The 17,713-nt window shown below is 48.5% G+C and carries 14 protein-coding genes; 2 read left to right on the top strand and 12 right to left on the bottom strand.

Annotated elements, in window-relative coordinates:
• Positions 1 to 41: 41 nt before the first annotated feature.
• The 12 genes from fba to OCV96_RS10660 all read right to left on the bottom strand — a co-directional run bounded on the left by fba (position 42) and on the right by OCV96_RS10660 (position 13,892).
• The gene (fba, locus tag OCV96_RS10715) at positions 42 to 908 is read right to left on the bottom strand and encodes a class II fructose-1,6-bisphosphate aldolase (RefSeq protein ID WP_022153367.1); all 867 of its coding nucleotides are present in this window, start codon (positions 906 to 908) and stop codon (positions 42 to 44) included.
• Positions 909 to 1,073: 165 nt separating this feature from the next.
• On the bottom strand, positions 1,074 to 1,970 hold the full coding sequence (locus OCV96_RS10710) for a diacylglycerol/lipid kinase family protein (protein ID WP_117465155.1): 897 nt from the start codon (positions 1,968 to 1,970) through the stop codon (positions 1,074 to 1,076).
• Between the two features lie 75 nt (positions 1,971 to 2,045).
• Complete coding sequence (locus OCV96_RS10705; RefSeq protein ID WP_022313107.1) at positions 2,046 to 2,306, bottom strand: HPr family phosphocarrier protein; 261 nt, start codon at positions 2,304 to 2,306, stop codon at positions 2,046 to 2,048.
• A 15-nt stretch (positions 2,307 to 2,321) separates the two neighbouring features.
• A complete protein-coding gene (gene whiA, locus OCV96_RS10700; protein ID WP_118539904.1) occupies positions 2,322 to 3,188 on the bottom strand; it encodes a DNA-binding protein WhiA in 867 nt (288 codons plus the stop codon).
• 1 nt (position 3,189) lies between these two features.
• Entirely contained in the window at positions 3,190 to 4,056 is an 867-nt protein-coding gene (gene rapZ, locus OCV96_RS10695) for an RNase adapter RapZ (RefSeq protein WP_022313109.1), read from the bottom strand.
• 180 nt (positions 4,057 to 4,236) lie between these two features.
• A complete protein-coding gene (gene murB / locus OCV96_RS10690; protein ID WP_119624162.1) occupies positions 4,237 to 5,142 on the bottom strand; it encodes a UDP-N-acetylmuramate dehydrogenase in 906 nt (301 codons plus the stop codon).
• Between the two features lie 46 nt (positions 5,143 to 5,188).
• Positions 5,189 to 6,133 carry an ROK family glucokinase gene (locus tag OCV96_RS10685; protein WP_262594509.1) on the bottom strand — a complete coding sequence of 315 codons (945 nt, stop codon included), beginning with the start codon at positions 6,131 to 6,133 and terminating at the stop codon, positions 5,189 to 5,191.
• On the bottom strand, positions 6,126 to 7,073 hold the full coding sequence (hprK, locus tag OCV96_RS10680) for an HPr(Ser) kinase/phosphatase (RefSeq protein WP_262594508.1): 948 nt from the start codon (positions 7,071 to 7,073) through the stop codon (positions 6,126 to 6,128). Before hprK ends, OCV96_RS10685 begins: the two co-directional genes overlap by 8 nt.
• A gap of 61 nt (positions 7,074 to 7,134) precedes the next feature.
• Positions 7,135 to 9,024: an excinuclease ABC subunit UvrC gene (gene uvrC, locus OCV96_RS10675; RefSeq protein WP_262594507.1), complete on the bottom strand. Its 1,890-nt coding sequence runs from the start codon at positions 9,022 to 9,024 to the stop codon at positions 7,135 to 7,137.
• Between the two features lie 593 nt (positions 9,025 to 9,617).
• Positions 9,618 to 10,022, bottom strand: coding sequence for an amino acid-binding protein (locus tag OCV96_RS10670; protein ID WP_118540091.1), 405 nt, complete (start codon positions 10,020 to 10,022; stop codon positions 9,618 to 9,620).
• Between the two features lie 286 nt (positions 10,023 to 10,308).
• Positions 10,309 to 12,660 carry an ATP-dependent zinc metalloprotease FtsH gene (gene ftsH / locus OCV96_RS10665; RefSeq protein ID WP_330672214.1) on the bottom strand — a complete coding sequence of 784 codons (2,352 nt, stop codon included), beginning with the start codon at positions 12,658 to 12,660 and terminating at the stop codon, positions 10,309 to 10,311.
• Positions 12,661 to 12,890: 230 nt separating this feature from the next.
• Positions 12,891 to 13,892 carry a hypothetical protein gene (locus tag OCV96_RS10660; protein WP_317239298.1) on the bottom strand — a complete coding sequence of 334 codons (1,002 nt, stop codon included), beginning with the start codon at positions 13,890 to 13,892 and terminating at the stop codon, positions 12,891 to 12,893.
• Between the two features lie 402 nt (positions 13,893 to 14,294).
• On the opposite strand from OCV96_RS10660, the gene OCV96_RS10655 reads away from it, so the two are divergent.
• Positions 14,295 to 15,779: a DUF1846 domain-containing protein gene (locus OCV96_RS10655; RefSeq protein ID WP_118503207.1), complete on the top strand. Its 1,485-nt coding sequence runs from the start codon at positions 14,295 to 14,297 to the stop codon at positions 15,777 to 15,779.
• 213 nt (positions 15,780 to 15,992) lie between these two features.
• The gene (gene pyrG / locus OCV96_RS10650; RefSeq protein ID WP_262594506.1) at positions 15,993 to 17,603 is read left to right on the top strand and encodes a CTP synthase; all 1,611 of its coding nucleotides are present in this window, start codon (positions 15,993 to 15,995) and stop codon (positions 17,601 to 17,603) included.
• Positions 17,604 to 17,713: the final 110 nt, after the last annotated feature.

Genomic DNA, 17,713 nt, shown 5'->3' with positions numbered 1-17,713 from the left:
CCCGCATCGCTGCGAGAGACTTTTGCATTTTTATTCCAGAATTATTCAGCCTTGCCAACAGATCCGAACAGTTCCATCTTCTCCTTAACAGTAGCCTTGATAGCTTCTGCACCGGGAGCCAGAAGCTTACGAGGGTCAAATCCCTTGCCTTCCAGATCCTTACCAGCCTCGATGTACTTACGGGTAGCATCAGCAAATGCCAGCTGGCACTCGGTGTTAACGTTGATCTTGGATACACCCAGGTCGATCGCTTTCTTGATCTGATCTGCAGGGATTCCGGTACCACCGTGCAGAACCAGAGGAAGCTCACCGGTCAGCTCCTGTACAGCTGCCAGAGTCTCGAAGCTTAAGCCCTTCCAGTTAGCGGGGTATTTACCATGAATGTTACCGATACCTGCTGCCAGGAAGTCAACACCCAGATCAGCGATAGACTTACACTCCTTAGGATCAGCGCACTCGCCCATACCGATAACGCCGTCTTCCTCACCACCGATGGAACCAACTTCTGCCTCGATAGAAAGTCCCTTGCTGTGAGCAGCCTTAACCAACTCAGTGGTCTTCTCTACGTTCTCAGCGATAGGATAATGAGAACCATCAAACATGATGGAAGAGAAACCAGCTTCGATGCACTTGTAGCAGCCTTCAAAAGAGCCATGATCCAGATGCAGCGCAACGGGAACATCAATGTCCAGATCCTTTAACAGTCCGTTGACCATGCCAACGACTACATCATAACCGCCCATGTACTTGCCGGCACCCTCGGATACACCCAGAATAACAGGGGAACGAAGTTCTTTAGCGGTGAGAAGGATGGACTTTGTCCACTCCAGGTTGTTGATGTTGAACTGACCTACTGCATAGTGGCCTGCTTTTGCTTTTTTGAGCATTTCTGTTGCGGATACTAACATTTTAATACCTCCATTTTATATACTCATTCTTGTTACGATATACGAAATGTTATACATTCGTAAAAGCACGAAAAACACATTTCGAATAATCACTTTGTGACTATCCAAACTATAGCACATTCTTTTCAAAAATGGAACAGCTTATTGTTAAATTTTTACCAAATTTTAAGATTCCTTCTGTTCCACCCGGATGTCTACGCCCCGGCAGATGTTCTCAATCACTACTTTTGTATGGGTTCCGCCATATTCTCCATCCAGAGTCCATGGAAGAGGCTCTGCGGAAGTGATCTCCACCTTTGACGTCCGGAAGCAGTACATAGCATCGGTATCGATATCCCGGTTCAGCAGGGATACCATAATGTTATTCAGTTCAATCGGGTTCTTCGGACGTTTGATCAGCGTTACTTCGAAAACGCCATCATCCAGCCTGACGTTTTTGCCGGTGATCCGCTTAAATCCTCCTACCGATGCGGAATTGGTCACCATTCCGAAGATAAAATCATCCACGATCGTAGTATCGCCATAAGTAATCCGCATGGGATAGGAACGGATCGCGGACAGCCGCTTCATTCCTTCCAGCAGATATGCCATATGCCCCAGCACATTTTTCATATCCTGTCCGGTCTCATAAGAGACATCCGTGAATAGTCCGAAAGCTGCGATATAAACGAACACATCCTCATTAAAGGATCCCACATCACAGGCGAAATCATTCCCATTTACAATATTTTCCGCAGCTCTCACCATATTCTTCGGCAGCCCGAGGCTTCCTCCGAAATCATTGGTGCTCCCGGCCGGGATATAGCCAATAGGCGTACGGAAGCCACTGCGGATCATGCCGGTGACCACCTCATCCAGCGTTCCGTCTCCGCCGCTGCAGACCACGATATCATATTCTTTGCTGCGCTTCTCGGTCTTCTCCATGGCATCCTCACTTCTCTGCGTGGGATATACGGTGATCTCATAACCGCCCTTGGTGAATACATCCAGAATATCCGCCAGTTTGTTGCGGATTTGTGCCTTTCCAGCTTTGGGATTATAGATAAATAACATCTTCTTCATAATACTGCCCTCAAGATACAACAAACGGGACTAACAGAATTCTCCATCAGCCCCGCTTCTTCTCATGTTATGTTCTTAAGCCACCTGACCGCTCAAAAACTTTTCAATGTTGTCCACAGCGGTCTGCTCATCTGCACCCTCTGCAGTTACTGTAAGCTCTTCGCCTGCACAAAGTCCCAGGCTCATCATACCCATAATACTCTTGGCATTGATCCGCTTATCGTCTACTTCAAAATAAATGTTGCTTTCGTACTTGCTGGCTTCCTGTACTAACAGTGCCACCGGTCTTGCGTCCAGGCCATCTTCCAGTCTGACCGTAATACTCCTCTTTGTCATAATTTTCCTCCTCTTTTACGTCCGGATTCTATCTGCCAGTTCGCTGAGTTTACGTAATCTATGGTTCACACCGGATTTTCCCACCGGCGGATCCAGATACTCTCCCAGTTCCTTCAGCGGAGCGTCCGGATTCTCCAGCCTGACCTCTGCCATCTGGCTTAAGGGCTCGGGCAGATTCTCCAGTCCGTAGTGATCCCGGATATAAATAATATCCTCTATCTGTCTGGTCGCCGCAGTTACCGTTTTGGTAATATTGGCGGTCTCACAGTTCACTCTCCGATTCACAGAATTGCGCATTTCTTTCACAATCCTCAGGTTTTCCAGCTTCATCAGGGCAATGGGTGCTTCGCACACATTGAGAAGATCCACAATACCAGATCCTTCCTTCAGATAGACCACGTAATACTTCTTCCGAAGCACAATCTTGGCTTCTATGTCAAATCCCTGTATCACACTCTGTAGTTGTCTCGCTTTATCCTCATCGGTGCATACAAATTCCAGGTGATAACTTTTCTGCGGATCGCTCATAGAACCAATGCAGAGAAAAGCTCCTCTTAAAAATGCTCTTTGACAGCAGGAATTTTTAATCAACAAGGGGCTCACAGGCTCAGACAGATCCCCGATCTTATCGATCACACTCCGCATCTGTTCCTCGCTGATTTTAACATCAGTATCTATATTATATGTTTTTTTCAATAATGTAAAGCCTTTTCTGACAACCGCCTCGTTTTCCGTCTGGAAACCGATCATGAAATCTCCTTCTGCGGAGCGTCCGTATTGTCCACTGAAGTTCATGAGTGCGGCCAGCTCAGCGATCTGGCAATGTCTTGCCGGGCTGATGTGTTTTGCCAGTTCTTCCTTTACTTCACTCGAAAATGACATGTCAGATTCCTTCTCTGGGTACATCACGGTGGTACAGCTTGATACCATAATGACCTTCCGCCTTCATACGTTCGTACAATTTATTTGCTAAAGTAACGCTTCGGTGCTTACCGCCGGTGCAGCCGATTGCAATAACCAGACGGTATTTGCCTTCTTTAATATAATTCGGGATCAGAAACTGAATCATGTCGGTCAGCTTGTCCAGGAATATTCCGGTCTCCGGAAAACTCATCACATAATCCTGCACTCCTTTATCATTACCGGTCTGGGGCTTCAGTTCCTCGATATAATAAGGGTTTGGCAGGAATCTTACATCAAAGACCAGATCGGCGTCTGCGGGGATTCCATGCTTGAACCCGAAGGACATGACCGTTACCATAAGACTATTGTATTCTTCGTTCTGTACAAAAATACGATCCAACTCTTCCTTCAGTTCTCTGACTAACAGATTGGAGGTATCGATGACGTAATCTGAATTTTTGCGGATTGTCTCCAGAATCTTCCGCTCCTTGTGAATGCCGTCCTCCACTCTGCCGTCTGCTGCAAGAGGGTGCACACGTCTGGTCTCCTTATACCGTTTTATCAGAGCAGCATCGTCGGAGTCCATAAACAAAATCTCGAATTTGTAGCCTTTTTCCTTTAATTGCTCCAAAATCCGGGTCGCATCCATGAAATTCTGGTCTGCCCGGACATCCAGTCCCAGGGCCACCTTGCTGATCTCACTGCCCGGCATGGCAATCAGTTCCACGAACTTCTCCACCAGAGATACCGGCAGATTATCCACGCAGTAAAATCCAGCATCTTCCAAAAGCTTTAATGCGGTTCTCTTTCCTCCGCCACTCATGCCTGTTACTACTACAAATCTCATATGCACCTCGTTATTCTATCGTAACTATTCAGAATCCCATTCGCAAAATCACCTCTTCGAGGCTTCCTTGGAGAACAGGTCTTCCTGTTCTCTGCTCATGTGGTTACTTCGCCATATAAATTTGCGATTCTGCGAAGATGCAAGCATCCGCAGAAAACAAATTTACATGGCTCTGAATAGTTACAGGAATTTGATCTCGGGTTCCAGCTCCACGTGAAAACGTTCTTTCACTCTTCTCTGTACTTCCCAGATCACATCTTTTACATCTTCTGCAGTGGCATTGCCGGTGTTGATAATAAATCCGCAATGCTTTTCCGATACCTTTGCGCCTCCTACGGAGTATCCCCGCAGACCGGCTTCCATGATCAGCTGCCCGGCGAAATGTCCCTCGGGACGTTTGAAAGTACTGCCGGCACTGGGATATTCCAAAGGTTGTTTTTCTCTGCGGCGAATTGCCAGTTCCTCCATTTTGGCTGCGATCTGCTCCGGATCTCCGGGCTGTAGCCGGAAAGTCACTTTCGTCACGACAAACGACTGGTTCTGGATCACGCTGGTACGATAGCCGTACTCCATGGTACTGTTGTCCAGTTCCATGATCTCTCCATTACGGTTGACTACCGTAACAGTGGTCACCACCTGGCTCATCTCTCCGCCGTAGGCTCCGGCATTCATTACAGCTCCGCCACCGATGGTACCGGGGATTCCCGCGGCGAACTCCAGGCCTGTCAGGCCATGCTCTTTCGCTGCTTTTGCCACCTGGCTCATCAGGGCCCCTGCCTCTGCTTCCAGATAGCAGTCTTTCACTTCGATCCGGCTCATATGCTTACCAACCACCAGAACAATTCCTGCATATCCCTGGTCGCTGACCAGCAGATTGCTTCCGTTGCCGATCACGGTATAGGGAACATCCACCAGCCGAAGGTATTTCTGGATCTTACAGAGCTGCTCTTCGTTTTCCAGATAGACCAGGCAATCTGCCGGGCCACCGATCCGGAAGGTGGTATGCAATTTCATCGGTTCCTGTAACAGAACTTTATCTGCCGGTACAATTTCTTTTAATGCTTCTATCACTGCTGCACTTATCATGTTGTCAGGCTGCTCTTTCTTTTTGTTATAATTATGCCGCGAAAGCCTACTTTAATACCAGTGCTGCCGCACCGTAGATTCCGGCATCATTTCCCAGCTTGGCCAGGGCGAATTTCGTCTGCTTGCAGGGACCGAAAGCACATCTCTTATAAGAAGGCTCTATGTATTTGAATAAGATATCTCCGGCTTTGGATACACCGCCACCGATAACGAAGATCTGCGGGTCTACCACATTGGCTACTACTGCCAGTCCCTTGCCAAGATACTCGCCGAACTGTTCTGCGATCTCGATTGCTACTCTATCTCCGGCTTTCACCGCATCAAATACGGTCTTCGCAGAGATTTCACCACCTCTGAGCACGCTGGGAGCATCGTCTTTGGCCAGACGTCTGTTGGCCAGACGGGTAACTCCGGTAGCAGATGCATACTGTTCCAGACAACCCTTGTTCTTACAGCCGCAAGTCTCTGTCTCAGCATCTTCAATATGGATATGTCCGATTTCACCGCCGGCACCGTTGGTACCGGTCAGTATCCTGCCGTCGATGATGATACCTCCGCCGACACCGGTTCCCAGAGTAACGGCTACCAGATTGGAATAGCCTTTACCACCGCCCTGCCACATTTCGCCCAGGGCTGCTACATTGGCATCGTTGCCTGCCTTCACGGTAACAGGCAGATCCAGTTCTTTTTTCAGCGTTTCAGCAAGATCAAAAGATCCCCAGCCGATATTAACAGCACCGTTGACCATGAAGCCTTCGGCATTTACCGCACCGGGGGCGCCGATTCCCACGCCCACCAGGTCTGCTGCGGTGATGTTCTTTTCCTGCATTTTATTTTTGATGGATGCTGCGATATCCGGCAGAACTTTCTCTCCGCCGTTATCCTTGACCGTAGGGATCTCCCATTTGTCCAACACCTGTCCTTCGTCATTGAACAGTCCTAATTTCACTGTGGTTCCACCAACGTCTACCCCAAATGCATATTTACTCATCGTCCTCGTCCTCCTCACGTCTTTTTGCCAGAGAGTTCTGTACACGGGTGTATAGCTCTTTTGCTGCGTTGTATCCCATCTTCTTCTGACGGTGGTTGATAGCTGCCGTCTCGCAGATAACTGCCAGGTTACGTCCGGGACGAATCGGAATGTTGTGGCATACCACCTTATTGCCCAGATATTCGGTATAATTCTCTTCCAGTCCCAGTCTGTCGTACTCTTTGTCCTTATCCCAATCTTCCAGACGGATGACCAGGTCAATGGTCTGGGTATCTTTTACGGACAATGCACCAAACAGTGCCTTGACATCCACGATGCCGATACCACGCAATTCAATAAAGTGTTTTGTGATATCCGGTGCAGAACCTACCAGCGTATCATCACTGACTTTACGCAGTTCTACCACATCATCGGTTACCAGACGATGTCCTCTTCGGATCAGCTCCAGGGCTGCCTCGGACTTACCGATGCCGCTCTCACCGGTGATCAGGACGCCTTCACCATAGACATCCACCAGTACACCGTGTACGGAGATGCAGGGGGCCAGTTTGACATTTAACCACCGGATGATCTCAGACATAAAATCAGAAGTGGACTTTTTCGTAGATAATACCGGGATCTGATGTCTGATCGCAGTTTCCAGGAATATAGGGTCCGGTTTCAGGTCACGGCTGAACACGATACAAGGGATGTCATAAGCCATCAGCTTCTCATACGCCTCCCTGCGGGTCTCATCTGTCAGCCCCTCCATATAAGTATATTCCACAAATCCGATAATCTGCAGTCTGGTGGCATCGAAATGCTCAAAATATCCGGCTAACTGCAGTGCCGGACGGTTGATATCCGGCTGCGTGATCTTCACATGTTTCACATCGATCTCCGGTGTGAGATTTTCCAGTTTCATTTTTTCGATAACACGGGTTAAACTTACACTTGCCATACTAATCTCCATACCTTTCCGCGAAAAAACCGCCCCGGTTCCCCGCCCTTTTCATTATCTTTTAGTGTACCACAGGTTGTCCTGTCTGTGAAGCAAAAAAGGTCACGATTTCCTCTGCCGTACGCTCATTCATTTCGGGAATTTCCATCAATTCTTCCACCGATGCCTGCCGGATCTCCTCCAGTGACTTAAAGTGCCTCATCAGGGCCTTTCTCCGGGCCGGCCCCACTCCCGGGATATCATCCAGTACGGACTTCACCTGAGTCTTGCTGCGCAGGGATCTGTGATATTCGATAGCAAAACGGTGGGCCTCATCCTGAATTCTGGTGATCAGCTTAAAACCTTCGGAATGGGTATCAATGGGAAGCTCAATATTATGATAATATAAGCCTCTGGTACGATGGTTGTCATCCTTGACCATGCCACAGACCGGAATGTTGATTCCCAGTTCTTCCAGTACGGACAGCGCAATATTCACCTGTCCGCGACCGCCGTCCATCAGAATCAGATCCGGGAACTTCGTGAAGCTTCCGTACTCCTGATCCATCTCCTGTTCTTCCAGCTCTTTGCTCTCTTCCATGCCGTGGCGGAACCGCCTCGTCAACACTTCCCGCATGCAGGCATAGTCATCCGGACCGGAGACGCTTTTGATCTTGAACTTACGGTAATCGCTGCGTTTCGGTTTTCCTTTTTCGTAGACCACCATAGATCCTACATTTTCAAAACCGTTGATATTGGAAATATCATAGGCTTCCATCCGGGCTGTGCCAGTTAACGGCAGTTGCAGCAGATCCGAGATTTCTTTCACCGCACCGATGGTTCGTCCTTCTTCGCGTTTTAATTTTTCTCTGTCCTGGGACAGTACCAGTTTTGCGTTCTGCGCTGCCAGCTCCACCAGTTTTTCCTTACTGCCGATCTTAGGCACCTTCAGATAGACCCTGCTGCCTTTTCGCTCCGACAGCCATTTCTCGATCAGTTCCGCATCCTCGATTTCATATTGCAGCATCAGTTCTCTGGGAATAAATGGGGTCCCCGCATAGAACTGCTTTACAAAATCCTGTAAGATCGCTGGTTTGTTATTTTCCGGCACATGTGTCATATAGTAATGTTCCCTGCCGATCAGCTTGCCATCCCGGACGAAAAACACCTGTACCACCGCTTCCGTCTCATCCTGATACAGCGCCAGGATATCTTTATCTTCACCCACGCCCTCTGTGATCTTCTGTTTCTGGGACACCTGGCGGACACTGGATAACAGATCTCTGTATCTGGCAGCTTCTTCAAATTCCAGTTCCTCCGCTGCCTTGTTCATCTTCTCTTCCAGATCCTTCAGAATCGGGCTGTAATTGCCGTTTAGAAATTCCAGTGCTCCCGCCACCTGCTGTCTATACTCCTCCTTGCTCACATAGCCCTGACAGGGAGCCAGGCACTGTTTAATATGATAATTCAGGCAGGGGCGCTCCAGTCCGGTGTCTCTCGGCAGCACCCGGTTGCAGGTACGCAGCTGGTACAGCTTGTTCAGCAGCTCAATGGTATCTTTGACCGCCGCAGCACTGGTATAAGGACCGAAATAGCGGGACTTATCCTTCTTCATGGTACGGGAAAACAGGATTCTGGGATAATCCTCCCCCACCGTCACCTTGATATAAGGGTACGTCTTGTCATCCTTCAGCAGAGTGTTGTATTTCGGAGAATTCTCTTTGATCAGATTGTTCTCCAGTACCAGTGCCTCCAGTTCGGAGTCCGTCACGATATATTCAAAACGCGCGATCAATGATACCATCTGGTCAATGGCAGGACCTCTGCCGATATTTTCACGAAAATAAGACCTTACACGATTGTGCAGGTTGATGGCTTTTCCCACATACAAAATGACATCCTTGTCATCCCGCATGATATACACTCCCGGCTTGCGGGGGAGCTTTTTTAATTCTTCTTCAAAATTAAACATAAATATTTCCTCGCATGCTTCTATCATACCGATTCTGGGGAAAAATACAATAAGGGATTTAATATTGTAACTTGAGAGTTAGTTAAATACATTGGCAAAATCCACGAACTCCCGGAGCATGCGATACACATGTCTCGATGTAAGGTCTCCGGATGTGAATTTTCTACGAAAAGTGATGAGTAGTTCTCGTCATGACGGGGCCGCCTACAGTCGACATCCATGTCGACAATCGGCTGACGCGGACATCGTGTCCGCTTTCCCCCTGTCTTTCAGCACTTTTCTAGAAAATATCAACATCCTCCGACAAACATCTTCGACATGGCACCACATACGCCGGGAGTTCTGCGTTTTGGAAAGTTTTAAAAAAACAGTAGCCCCGGCTGGGTATAAGAATAAGCAGTGCCGTAAGCAGACGTCGGTACCATAGCGTCCCAAGGGACGCATTGCGGTCGTACTGTGACCGCTTATGTACCGCTACGCTCTGCGACAGGAGCGCATCGTACTAAAGTACGAGTGTGCCGCGTTTCTTATACCCTGCCAAGGGCTACGGGGATATTTCGCTAAATCTCAATTTTTAACAAAAGGCTCTGGTGCTATACCATCTTGAATCCCTTTGCTCTCAGGCAGATTTCCACTTCCTCAGGATCTGCGGTGTGCAGGATCATGACAGGTGTGGAAGAATCACGGTTGAAGGATAGGTAGGTATAGTCCACATTGACATTGCTGTCTAAGAGAGCTGTCAGCAGGGTATTCAGTGCACCAGGCTTATCCTCGATCTCCACAGCCAGAACATCCACAAAACGGCAGAGATAACCTTTCTCTGTCAGAACCTCTTTTGCCTTATCGGGATCAGATACCACCATGCGGTTGATGCCGTACTCCGCGCCGTCGTTGGTAACGGAACCCCAGATATTGATGCCTGCTTCATACAGCGCATTGGTCATAGCCTGCAGGGCTCCTTTTTTATTTTCAGCGTAAATGGATAGCTGTTTTAACATTCTGATATTACCTCCTCATTGCGATCTGACTGCCTGTGCAGTCTGTCCGGGAATCTCCCGACACTTTATTATGATAAAGCATTATTACAAAATAATCAACCCGGAGTTCGCATTTGAACATAAAAATTAAAGTAACTATTCTGAACCCCATTTGCAAAACCGCCTCTGCGAGGTTTTTTAAAAATTGTGATAATATCGCACCTTTTAAAAGAGCATCAGTCATTTGACTAATGCTCTTTGCTAATTACTCTATTTTATAGGTGTCGGGTTCAAAAGTTCTCGACATCTATAATGTTCCATGGGAGAACAGTCCTACCGGTCCCTGAGGAGGATCCTTAGGATCCTTCGACTCCTCGGCAGCATCGCTTTTCTGCTCTGTGGATTCCTGTTCATGCTTCTCCTGTGCGGAAGTCTCTTCTTTTGCGGATTCTGCAGGCTCCTTTGCGGTATCCTGCGCCGGTGCAGTCTGCTCCTTTGCTTCCTGCAGGCTGTCTTCGAAAGTCAGGGGTTGGAAAGTTGAATCGGTGGAAGTCATGACCTGTTCCCCAATGGTCACATCCACGCTGTTGCCCTTTACTGCACTGCCCGCAGCATTTGTTTCTGTCACATCTTTCTTCTCTTCCTCTGGGTCAGGCAGTCCCTTCTCTCTGCGAAAGATCTCCATGAATTCCTTACCGGTGATGGTCTCACGCTCGATCAGGAACGCTGCCAGCTTATCCATCAGTTCTCTGTTCTCGCGAAGCATCTGCAATGCCTGATCGTAGCTCTCCTTGATCATGGCAACGACTTCTTCGTCAATGGCTGCTGCCGTTTCATCACTACAGTTCAGCGCGGTTCTTCCCTCCAGATATTGGCTCTCTACGGTAGCCAGGCCCACGAGCCCAAAGCGCTTGCTCATACCGTATCGTGTGATCATGTTACGGGCAATAGAAGTAGCTTTTTCAATATCGTTGGCTGCACCGGTGGTCACAGTGTCGAATACTACTTCCTCAGCGGCACGTCCACCCACCAGACCTACCAGCATATCCCGAAGTTCTGCCTCGGTGTTGAGGTATTTTTCCTCCTCCGGTACCTGCATGACATACCCCAGCGCACCCATGGTACGGGGGACAATGGTAATTTTCTGTACCGGCTCGGAGTTTTTCTGTAAAGCGCTGATCAGTGCATGTCCCACTTCATGATAGGATACGATGCGACGTTCCTCTTTGCTCATGATGCGGTCTTTCTTTTCCTTACCTACCAGCACCTGTTCCACAGCTGCGAACAGATCCTTCTGGCTTACAAATTCTCTGCCTTCCTTGACAGCATTGATAGCTGCCTCGTTGATCATATTGGCCAGATCGGAACCGACCGCTCCGCTGGTAGCCAGTGCAATCGCATCCAGATCTACGGTCTCGTCCATCTTCACATCCTTGGAATGTACTTTCAGGATTTCCACACGGCCCTTGAGATCCGGCTTGTCTACGATGATACGGCGGTCAAAACGTCCGGGACGTAAGAGCGCCTTGTCCAGGATCTCCGGGCGGTTCGTAGCACCCAGGATTAAAATACCCTTAGAGCTGTCGAAGCCATCCATCTCAGACAGTAACTGGTTCAATGTCTGTTCCCGCTCTTCATTGCCTCCGCCGTACTTAGAATCACGGCTGCGGCCGATGGCATCGATCTCATCAATAAATACGATACAGGGCGCGTTCTTGGTCGCTTCCTTGAACAGGTCACGGACACGGCTGGCGCCCACACCTACATACAGCTCAATAAAATCAGAACCCGTCAGAGAGAAGAACGGTACATGTGCCTCTCCTGCCACTGCCTTGGCCAGCAAAGTCTTACCGGTTCCGGGAGGGCCCACCAACAATGCTCCCTTGGGCAGTTTTGCACCGATCTTGGAATATTTCTGTGGATTATGCAGGAAGTCCACGACTTCCACCAGAGATTCCTTTGCTTCGTCTTCACCGGCCACATCCTTGAATGTAACGCCGGTCTCCTTCTGTACATATACCTTGGCATTGCTCTTGCCCACGCCCATGGGTCCACCACTTCCGCCCATTCTGCGGAACAGAAAACCTGCCACGATCCAGATCAGTACCACCGGCAATACCACGGTTACCAGAATCTCCATCAGGAAATTGGAAGTATTGCTGGTCACGCGATTCCCCTGTACATCATGCTCCTGCAATCTGGCTGTCAGGGTATCCAGGTCCTCCATCAGCATTGTATAATATACAGTCTGGGACTGTGTCACCTTCTGGGTAATTCCATAGAAGCTGACATAACTGCCCGGTGCCGGGGTGGCTGCAGCTTCCTGCTTCAGCTGTACCGTCACCATGCCGCTTTCCTTATTTACCTCCACCGCAGCAACCTTGTCCGCTTCCAGATCCTTCAGGAAATCGGTATAAGATACTTCCGTTCCGGTATTGGTGCCGAAGAACGCATTATACAGCATCAGTACAACGATCACTGTCATCAGTCCCGACAGGATCAGCATCAGGATGCTGGGGCGCTTCGGTGAACCATTGCCGTTGCCTCCGTTACTGTTATTGCCGTTCCCGCCATTGTTACCGCTGCCGGGAGCTCCGTTGCCATTGCCTCCGTTGCCGGGGCCATAGCCGTTATTATATGACTCAATTAATTTTCTCATGTCATCTCCATTTTCTATTTTATACGCTATTGCACTTCCGTTATTTCAACTGCACAGTTGAAATCTGAGCAATCATATCTATTATAGAGATAACCTGTGGATAAATCAATAGCTCAAATATGAAAAAACTCTGAACTATTCCCGGAAATAACGAATACCCGGAAACCATGTTTTTCTACAGTTTCCGGGCATTCGCCAGCAACAAACAACTCACAACAACCAATTATATACTAACACCCTTCAAACATAACGTTGATCTCCGACTGATACAAAGTCCAGGTATTGATCAGGGTATTCATACCTTCGTTGGGTGTCTGGATCTGCAGTGCAGCGTATTTCTGTTTCCAGTAGGCTGCCAGATCGGTGTAGACTGCGTCCACTCTTTTCAGATCGCTGTATTTTACCCGGATCCGTCTGCCCTCTTCACGATTGCCCTCTCCCAGCAAGATCACAAAACGGGCTTCTTCGCCGGGCTGTAATTTGAAGTTCTTCTGCAAGCTGCCGCAGTGATTGCCACCAAGTTCTGTGGAACCTTCCAGAGTTCCTCTCTCCAGGCCTGCCGGATGATCTTCGGTACCATAGACTCCCAGGAATTTCTCTCTGACGCAGTCATAGCCGTCCGGTGTGAAGTTGGCGGTAAGATACTGATACCCTTTTTCTTCGTAGAACAAGTCCTCCTCGATGATGCCGTCTTCATAGGAAGAGCCGGCACAATACAGACTCATCTGAAAATTCTGGTTGTCTATCATAATGTGATGGAACGAAAATTCCATGTAAGTAAATAAGGAAAGATTTCTGACTGCATCGGTGATATTTTTCACCTTTACATCCCACAACAGTACATTTCCCCCGCGGGGAATAACCATGGTCTGTGAGGATGCCAGTCCGTCATATTCGCTCTCGTAGACGGTGTAAGACAGTCCGTGGTGGCAACGGTATTTTGCCTTGGATACATCCTTGGCTACCGGCTGCCAGGAGATGGAATGGTAATCCTCCTTTTCATTATCCCTGATATATACATAGAATCCCGGGCGGTCCATGGGTACCCCATTCCCACGGAACCGGCTGATCCTGTGATACTCCGGTGTTTTGTAAAACAGATAACCTCCCGCCGTATGGTTGATGACCGCCGCCATGTCCTCGACACCCAGATAGTTCGTCCAGGAACAGGGCAGAGCCACGTTGTCGATGACGTATTCTCTTTTTTCATTATCGAAATAGCCGTATTGCAAAATGCGTCCCTCCCGTATATAGTTTTTTGCTTTTTCAGAACTTTTTTGTTCTGTATTTATTGTAATTTCATGTAACTATTCAGAGCCATGCAAAACTGCGTTCTGCGAATGCTTGCATTCAGGCAAATAAGCAGTTTTATATGGCGAAGTAACCACATGAGCAAAAGGAAGCTACGAAGTAGCGGTTTTGCGAATGGGGTTCTGAATAGTTACAATTTCATTATAAAAAAGGATCTCTTTGTTGAAAATTGCTCATTATGTGATTATTTGCTTAAAATTGTTAGATATAATAATGATTTCCAAAAAAAATTTTACTTTCCAGTAGATTTTTGGGAAACACTAAACTATAATAGAACATCATGGGATTTTAGTTGCAAAGATTCGCAGAGAAAGGTGTCAGCAATGTACAAGATAGGTTTTGACAATGACAAATACCTCAGCATGCAGTCTGAGAAGATCAAGGAGCGTATCGCAAAATTCGGCGGTAAGCTGTATCTGGAGTTCGGCGGCAAGCTGTTCGACGATTATCATGCATCCCGCGTATTGCCCGGTTTCCATCCGGACAGTAAGATCAACATGCTGGCACAGCTGAAGGACGAGGCTGAGATCGTCATCGTCATCAATGCAGCAGACATTGAGAAAAACAAGGTTCGTTCCGACTTAGGCATCACCTATGATCTGGACGTGTTACGTCTGATCGATGCATTCCGCGGCTACGGCCTGTATGTAGGCAGTGTGTGTCTGACCCGCTTTGCCGGACAGCCCAGTGCCATTGCTTATCAGAAAAAACTGGAGTCCCTGGGAATGAAGGTGTATCGTCATTATTCCATTCCCGGATATCCTTCCAATATTCCGTTCATCGTAAGTGATGAAGGTTACGGTAAGAACGATTATATTGAAACCACCCGTTCTCTGGTGGTGGTGACTGCTCCCGGACCCGGAAGCGGCAAGATGGCTACCTGTCTCTCCCAGCTGTATCATGAATACAAGAGAGGCATCAAGGCCGGTTATGCCAAATATGAGACCTTTCCAATCTGGAATATTCCGTTAAAGCATCCGGTAAACCTGGCTTATGAAGCCGCTACCGCAGACTTGAACGATGTCAATATGATCGATCCCTTCCACCTGGAAGCTTATGGTGAGACCACGATCAATTACAATCGCGATGTGGAGATCTTCCCCGTAGTCAGTGCTATGTTCGAGAAGATCATGGGCAGCTGCCCTTACAAGTCTCCTACTGACATGGGTGTCAATATGGCAGGCTTCGGTATTGTTGATGACGAAGCTGTCCGCGACGCCGCCAAACAGGAAATCATCCGCCGCTACTACCACACTCTGTGCCAGAAGCGCCAGGGTACCGCCAGTGACGACCAGATCTTAAAGCTTGAGCTTCTGATGAAGCAGGCAGGTGTCACCATCGACGATCGTGCAGTAGTCAGCGCAGCCAATATTAAAGCAGAGACCACCGGGGAACCGGCAGCTGCGATCCAGCTTCCGGACGGCAGAGTCCTCACCGGACGGACCAGTACTCTGCTGGGTGCTTCTTCCGCATTATTATTAAATGCCCTGAAAGCTCTGGCAGGCATTCCGGACGAAGTACAGCTGATCTCACCTACCGCCATCGGTCCCATCCAGGATCTGAAGACGAACTATCTGGGGAACCGCAATCCCAGACTTCATACAGATGAGACGCTGATCGCCCTTTCCATCTGTGCAGCTTCGGATGATACCGCGAAGGCTGCTGTGGAGCAGTTGAAGAACCTGAAAGGTTCCGAAGTGCACTCCAGCGTGATCCTGTCCCAGATTGACATGAATACCTTCCGCAAATTAGGTGTGAATCTGACATGCGAACCTCATTACCAGAACCAGAAGCTTTATCACAACTAAACATTTTGTCATGCTACTATAAATTATGGCAGTTATTGAGCGAAGGCGCTCCCCAAGGGGAGTTCTTCGCTCTTTTTATATGCATAACTATTAAAAAAGCGAAGTAACCACCATGAGCAAATAACATGCAAGCATGTTATTCAGGAAAGCTCTGAAAGAGCGATTTTGCGAATGGAGACTGAATAGTTACTATATCAAAAGGAGGAGAAAATTATGGCAGTAAAGTACGTATTTGTGACCGGAGGAGTCGTATCCGGCCTCGGAAAAGGAATTACCGCAGCTTCCCTGGGAAGACTGTTAAAGGCAAGAGGTTATAAGGTAACCATGCAGAAATTCGATCCTTATATCAATATTGATCCCGGCACCATGAACCCGATCCAGCATGGCGAGGTATTCGTCACAGAAGATGGTACAGAGACCGATCTGGATCTGGGACATTATGAGCGTTTCATCGATGAGAACCTGGATAAGAATTCCAATGTCACCACCGGTAAAGTATACTGGTCCGTATTGCAGAAAGAGCGTCGTGGTGATTACGGCGGAGGTACGGTACAGGTCATCCCTCATATCACCAATGAGATCAAGAGCCGTTTCTACCGCAATTTTACGGATGACGAGACCCGTATCGCCATCATCGAGGTCGGCGGTACCGTAGGTGATATCGAGAGCCAGCCTTTCCTGGAGTCCATTCGTCAGTTCCAGCATGAGGTTGGTCATGATAATGCCATTCTGATCCACGTAACACTGATTCCTTATCTAAGCGCTTCTCAGGAACTGAAGACCAAGCCTACCCAGGCCAGTGTTAAGGATCTGCAGGGCATGGGCATCCAGCCGGATATCATCGTCTGCAGAAGTGAGCATCCTCTGGATCAGTCCATCAAGGACAAGATTGCTTTGTTCTGTAACGTACCTCAGAGCCATGTATTGCAGAATCTGGATGTGGAATATCTGTATGAGGCTCCGTTAGCTATGGAAAAAGAGCATCTGGCACAGGTAGCCTGTGAATGTCTGCATCTGGATTGTCCGGAGCCGGATCTGGCAGACTGGAAGAAGATGGTAGAGGATCTGCGTCATCCAACCGATGAAGTGCAGGTGGCTCTGGTCGGAAAATATGTCTCTCTGCATGATGCCTATATCAGTGTCGTAGAGGCTTTGAAGCATGGCGGTATCACCAATCATGCGACCGTACACATCAAATGGATCGACTCTGAGACGGTAACGCCTGAAAATGTGGAAGAACTGTTAGGTGACTGCAACGGTGTCCTGGTACCCGGCGGCTTCGGTTCCCGGGGTATCGAAGGCAAGATCCTGGCGATCCAGTATGCAAGAACCCATGGGATTCCCTTCCTGGGACTGTGTCTTGGAATGCAGCTGACAATCGTGGAATATGCAAGAAATGTCATCGGGTATACGGATGCCCACAGTGTGGAACTGGATCCTAACACCACACATCCTGTGATCGCTCTGATGCCGGACCAGAACGGTGTTGAGGATATCGGCGGTACCTTAAGACTGGGTGCATACCCTTGTGTACTGGATAAGGATTCCCGTGCTTATCAGCTCTACGGACAGGAGAATATCTCCGAGAGACATCGTCATCGTTATGAGGTCAACAACGATTATCGCGCCGTCCTCACCGAACACGGTCTTCGTCTGTCCGGTCTGTCCCCTGACGGACGTATCGTGGAAATGTGCGAGCTTACCGAGCATCCCTTCTTCGTAGCCACCCAGGGACACCCCGAGCTCAAGTCCAGACCCAACAGACCCCATCCGTTATTTAAGGGATTCGTGGAAGCGGCTTTGGAGAATAAGCACCGGAAGTAAATTGAGAGTTACGAGCCATGCAAAGTCAAAACAGAAACAGCGATCTGGGAGCTTGCTCACAAGTCGCTGTTTTTGTTTTTGACTTTATACGGCGACAGCCGTCAATGAAA

The sequence above is a fragment of the Waltera acetigignens genome (assembly GCF_025567015.1).
GTDB lineage: Bacteria > Bacillota > Clostridia > Lachnospirales > Lachnospiraceae > Acetatifactor > Acetatifactor acetigignens.
This window is presented reverse-complemented; position numbering and strand designations above follow the sequence as displayed.

What these genes read in the sequence shown, in the direction of transcription:
- fba (WP_022153367.1), bottom strand. Translation starts at nt 908, where the DNA reads ATGTTAGTATCCGCAACAGAAATGCTCAAAAAAGCAAAAGCAGGCCAC.
- OCV96_RS10710 (WP_117465155.1), bottom strand. Translation starts at nt 1,970, where the DNA reads ATGAAGAAGATGTTATTTATCTATAATCCCAAAGCTGGAAAGGCACAA.
- OCV96_RS10705 (WP_022313107.1), bottom strand. Translation starts at nt 2,306, where the DNA reads ATGACAAAGAGGAGTATTACGGTCAGACTGGAAGATGGCCTGGACGCA.
- whiA (WP_118539904.1), bottom strand. Translation starts at nt 3,188, where the DNA reads ATGTCATTTTCGAGTGAAGTAAAGGAAGAACTGGCAAAACACATCAGC.
- rapZ (WP_022313109.1), bottom strand. Translation starts at nt 4,056, where the DNA reads ATGAGATTTGTAGTAGTAACAGGCATGAGTGGCGGAGGAAAGAGAACC.
- murB (WP_119624162.1), bottom strand. Translation starts at nt 5,142, where the DNA reads ATGATAAGTGCAGCAGTGATAGAAGCATTAAAAGAAATTGTACCGGCA.
- OCV96_RS10685 (WP_262594509.1), bottom strand. Translation starts at nt 6,133, where the DNA reads ATGAGTAAATATGCATTTGGGGTAGACGTTGGTGGAACCACAGTGAAA.
- hprK (WP_262594508.1), bottom strand. Translation starts at nt 7,073, where the DNA reads ATGGCAAGTGTAAGTTTAACCCGTGTTATCGAAAAAATGAAACTGGAA.
- uvrC (WP_262594507.1), bottom strand. Translation starts at nt 9,024, where the DNA reads ATGTTTAATTTTGAAGAAGAATTAAAAAAGCTCCCCCGCAAGCCGGGA.
- OCV96_RS10670 (WP_118540091.1), bottom strand. Translation starts at nt 10,022, where the DNA reads ATGTTAAAACAGCTATCCATTTACGCTGAAAATAAAAAAGGAGCCCTG.
- ftsH (WP_330672214.1), bottom strand. Translation starts at nt 12,660, where the DNA reads ATGAGAAAATTAATTGAGTCATATAATAACGGCTATGGCCCCGGCAAC.
- OCV96_RS10655 (WP_118503207.1), top strand. Translation starts at nt 14,295, where the DNA reads ATGTACAAGATAGGTTTTGACAATGACAAATACCTCAGCATGCAGTCT.
- pyrG (WP_262594506.1), top strand. Translation starts at nt 15,993, where the DNA reads ATGGCAGTAAAGTACGTATTTGTGACCGGAGGAGTCGTATCCGGCCTC.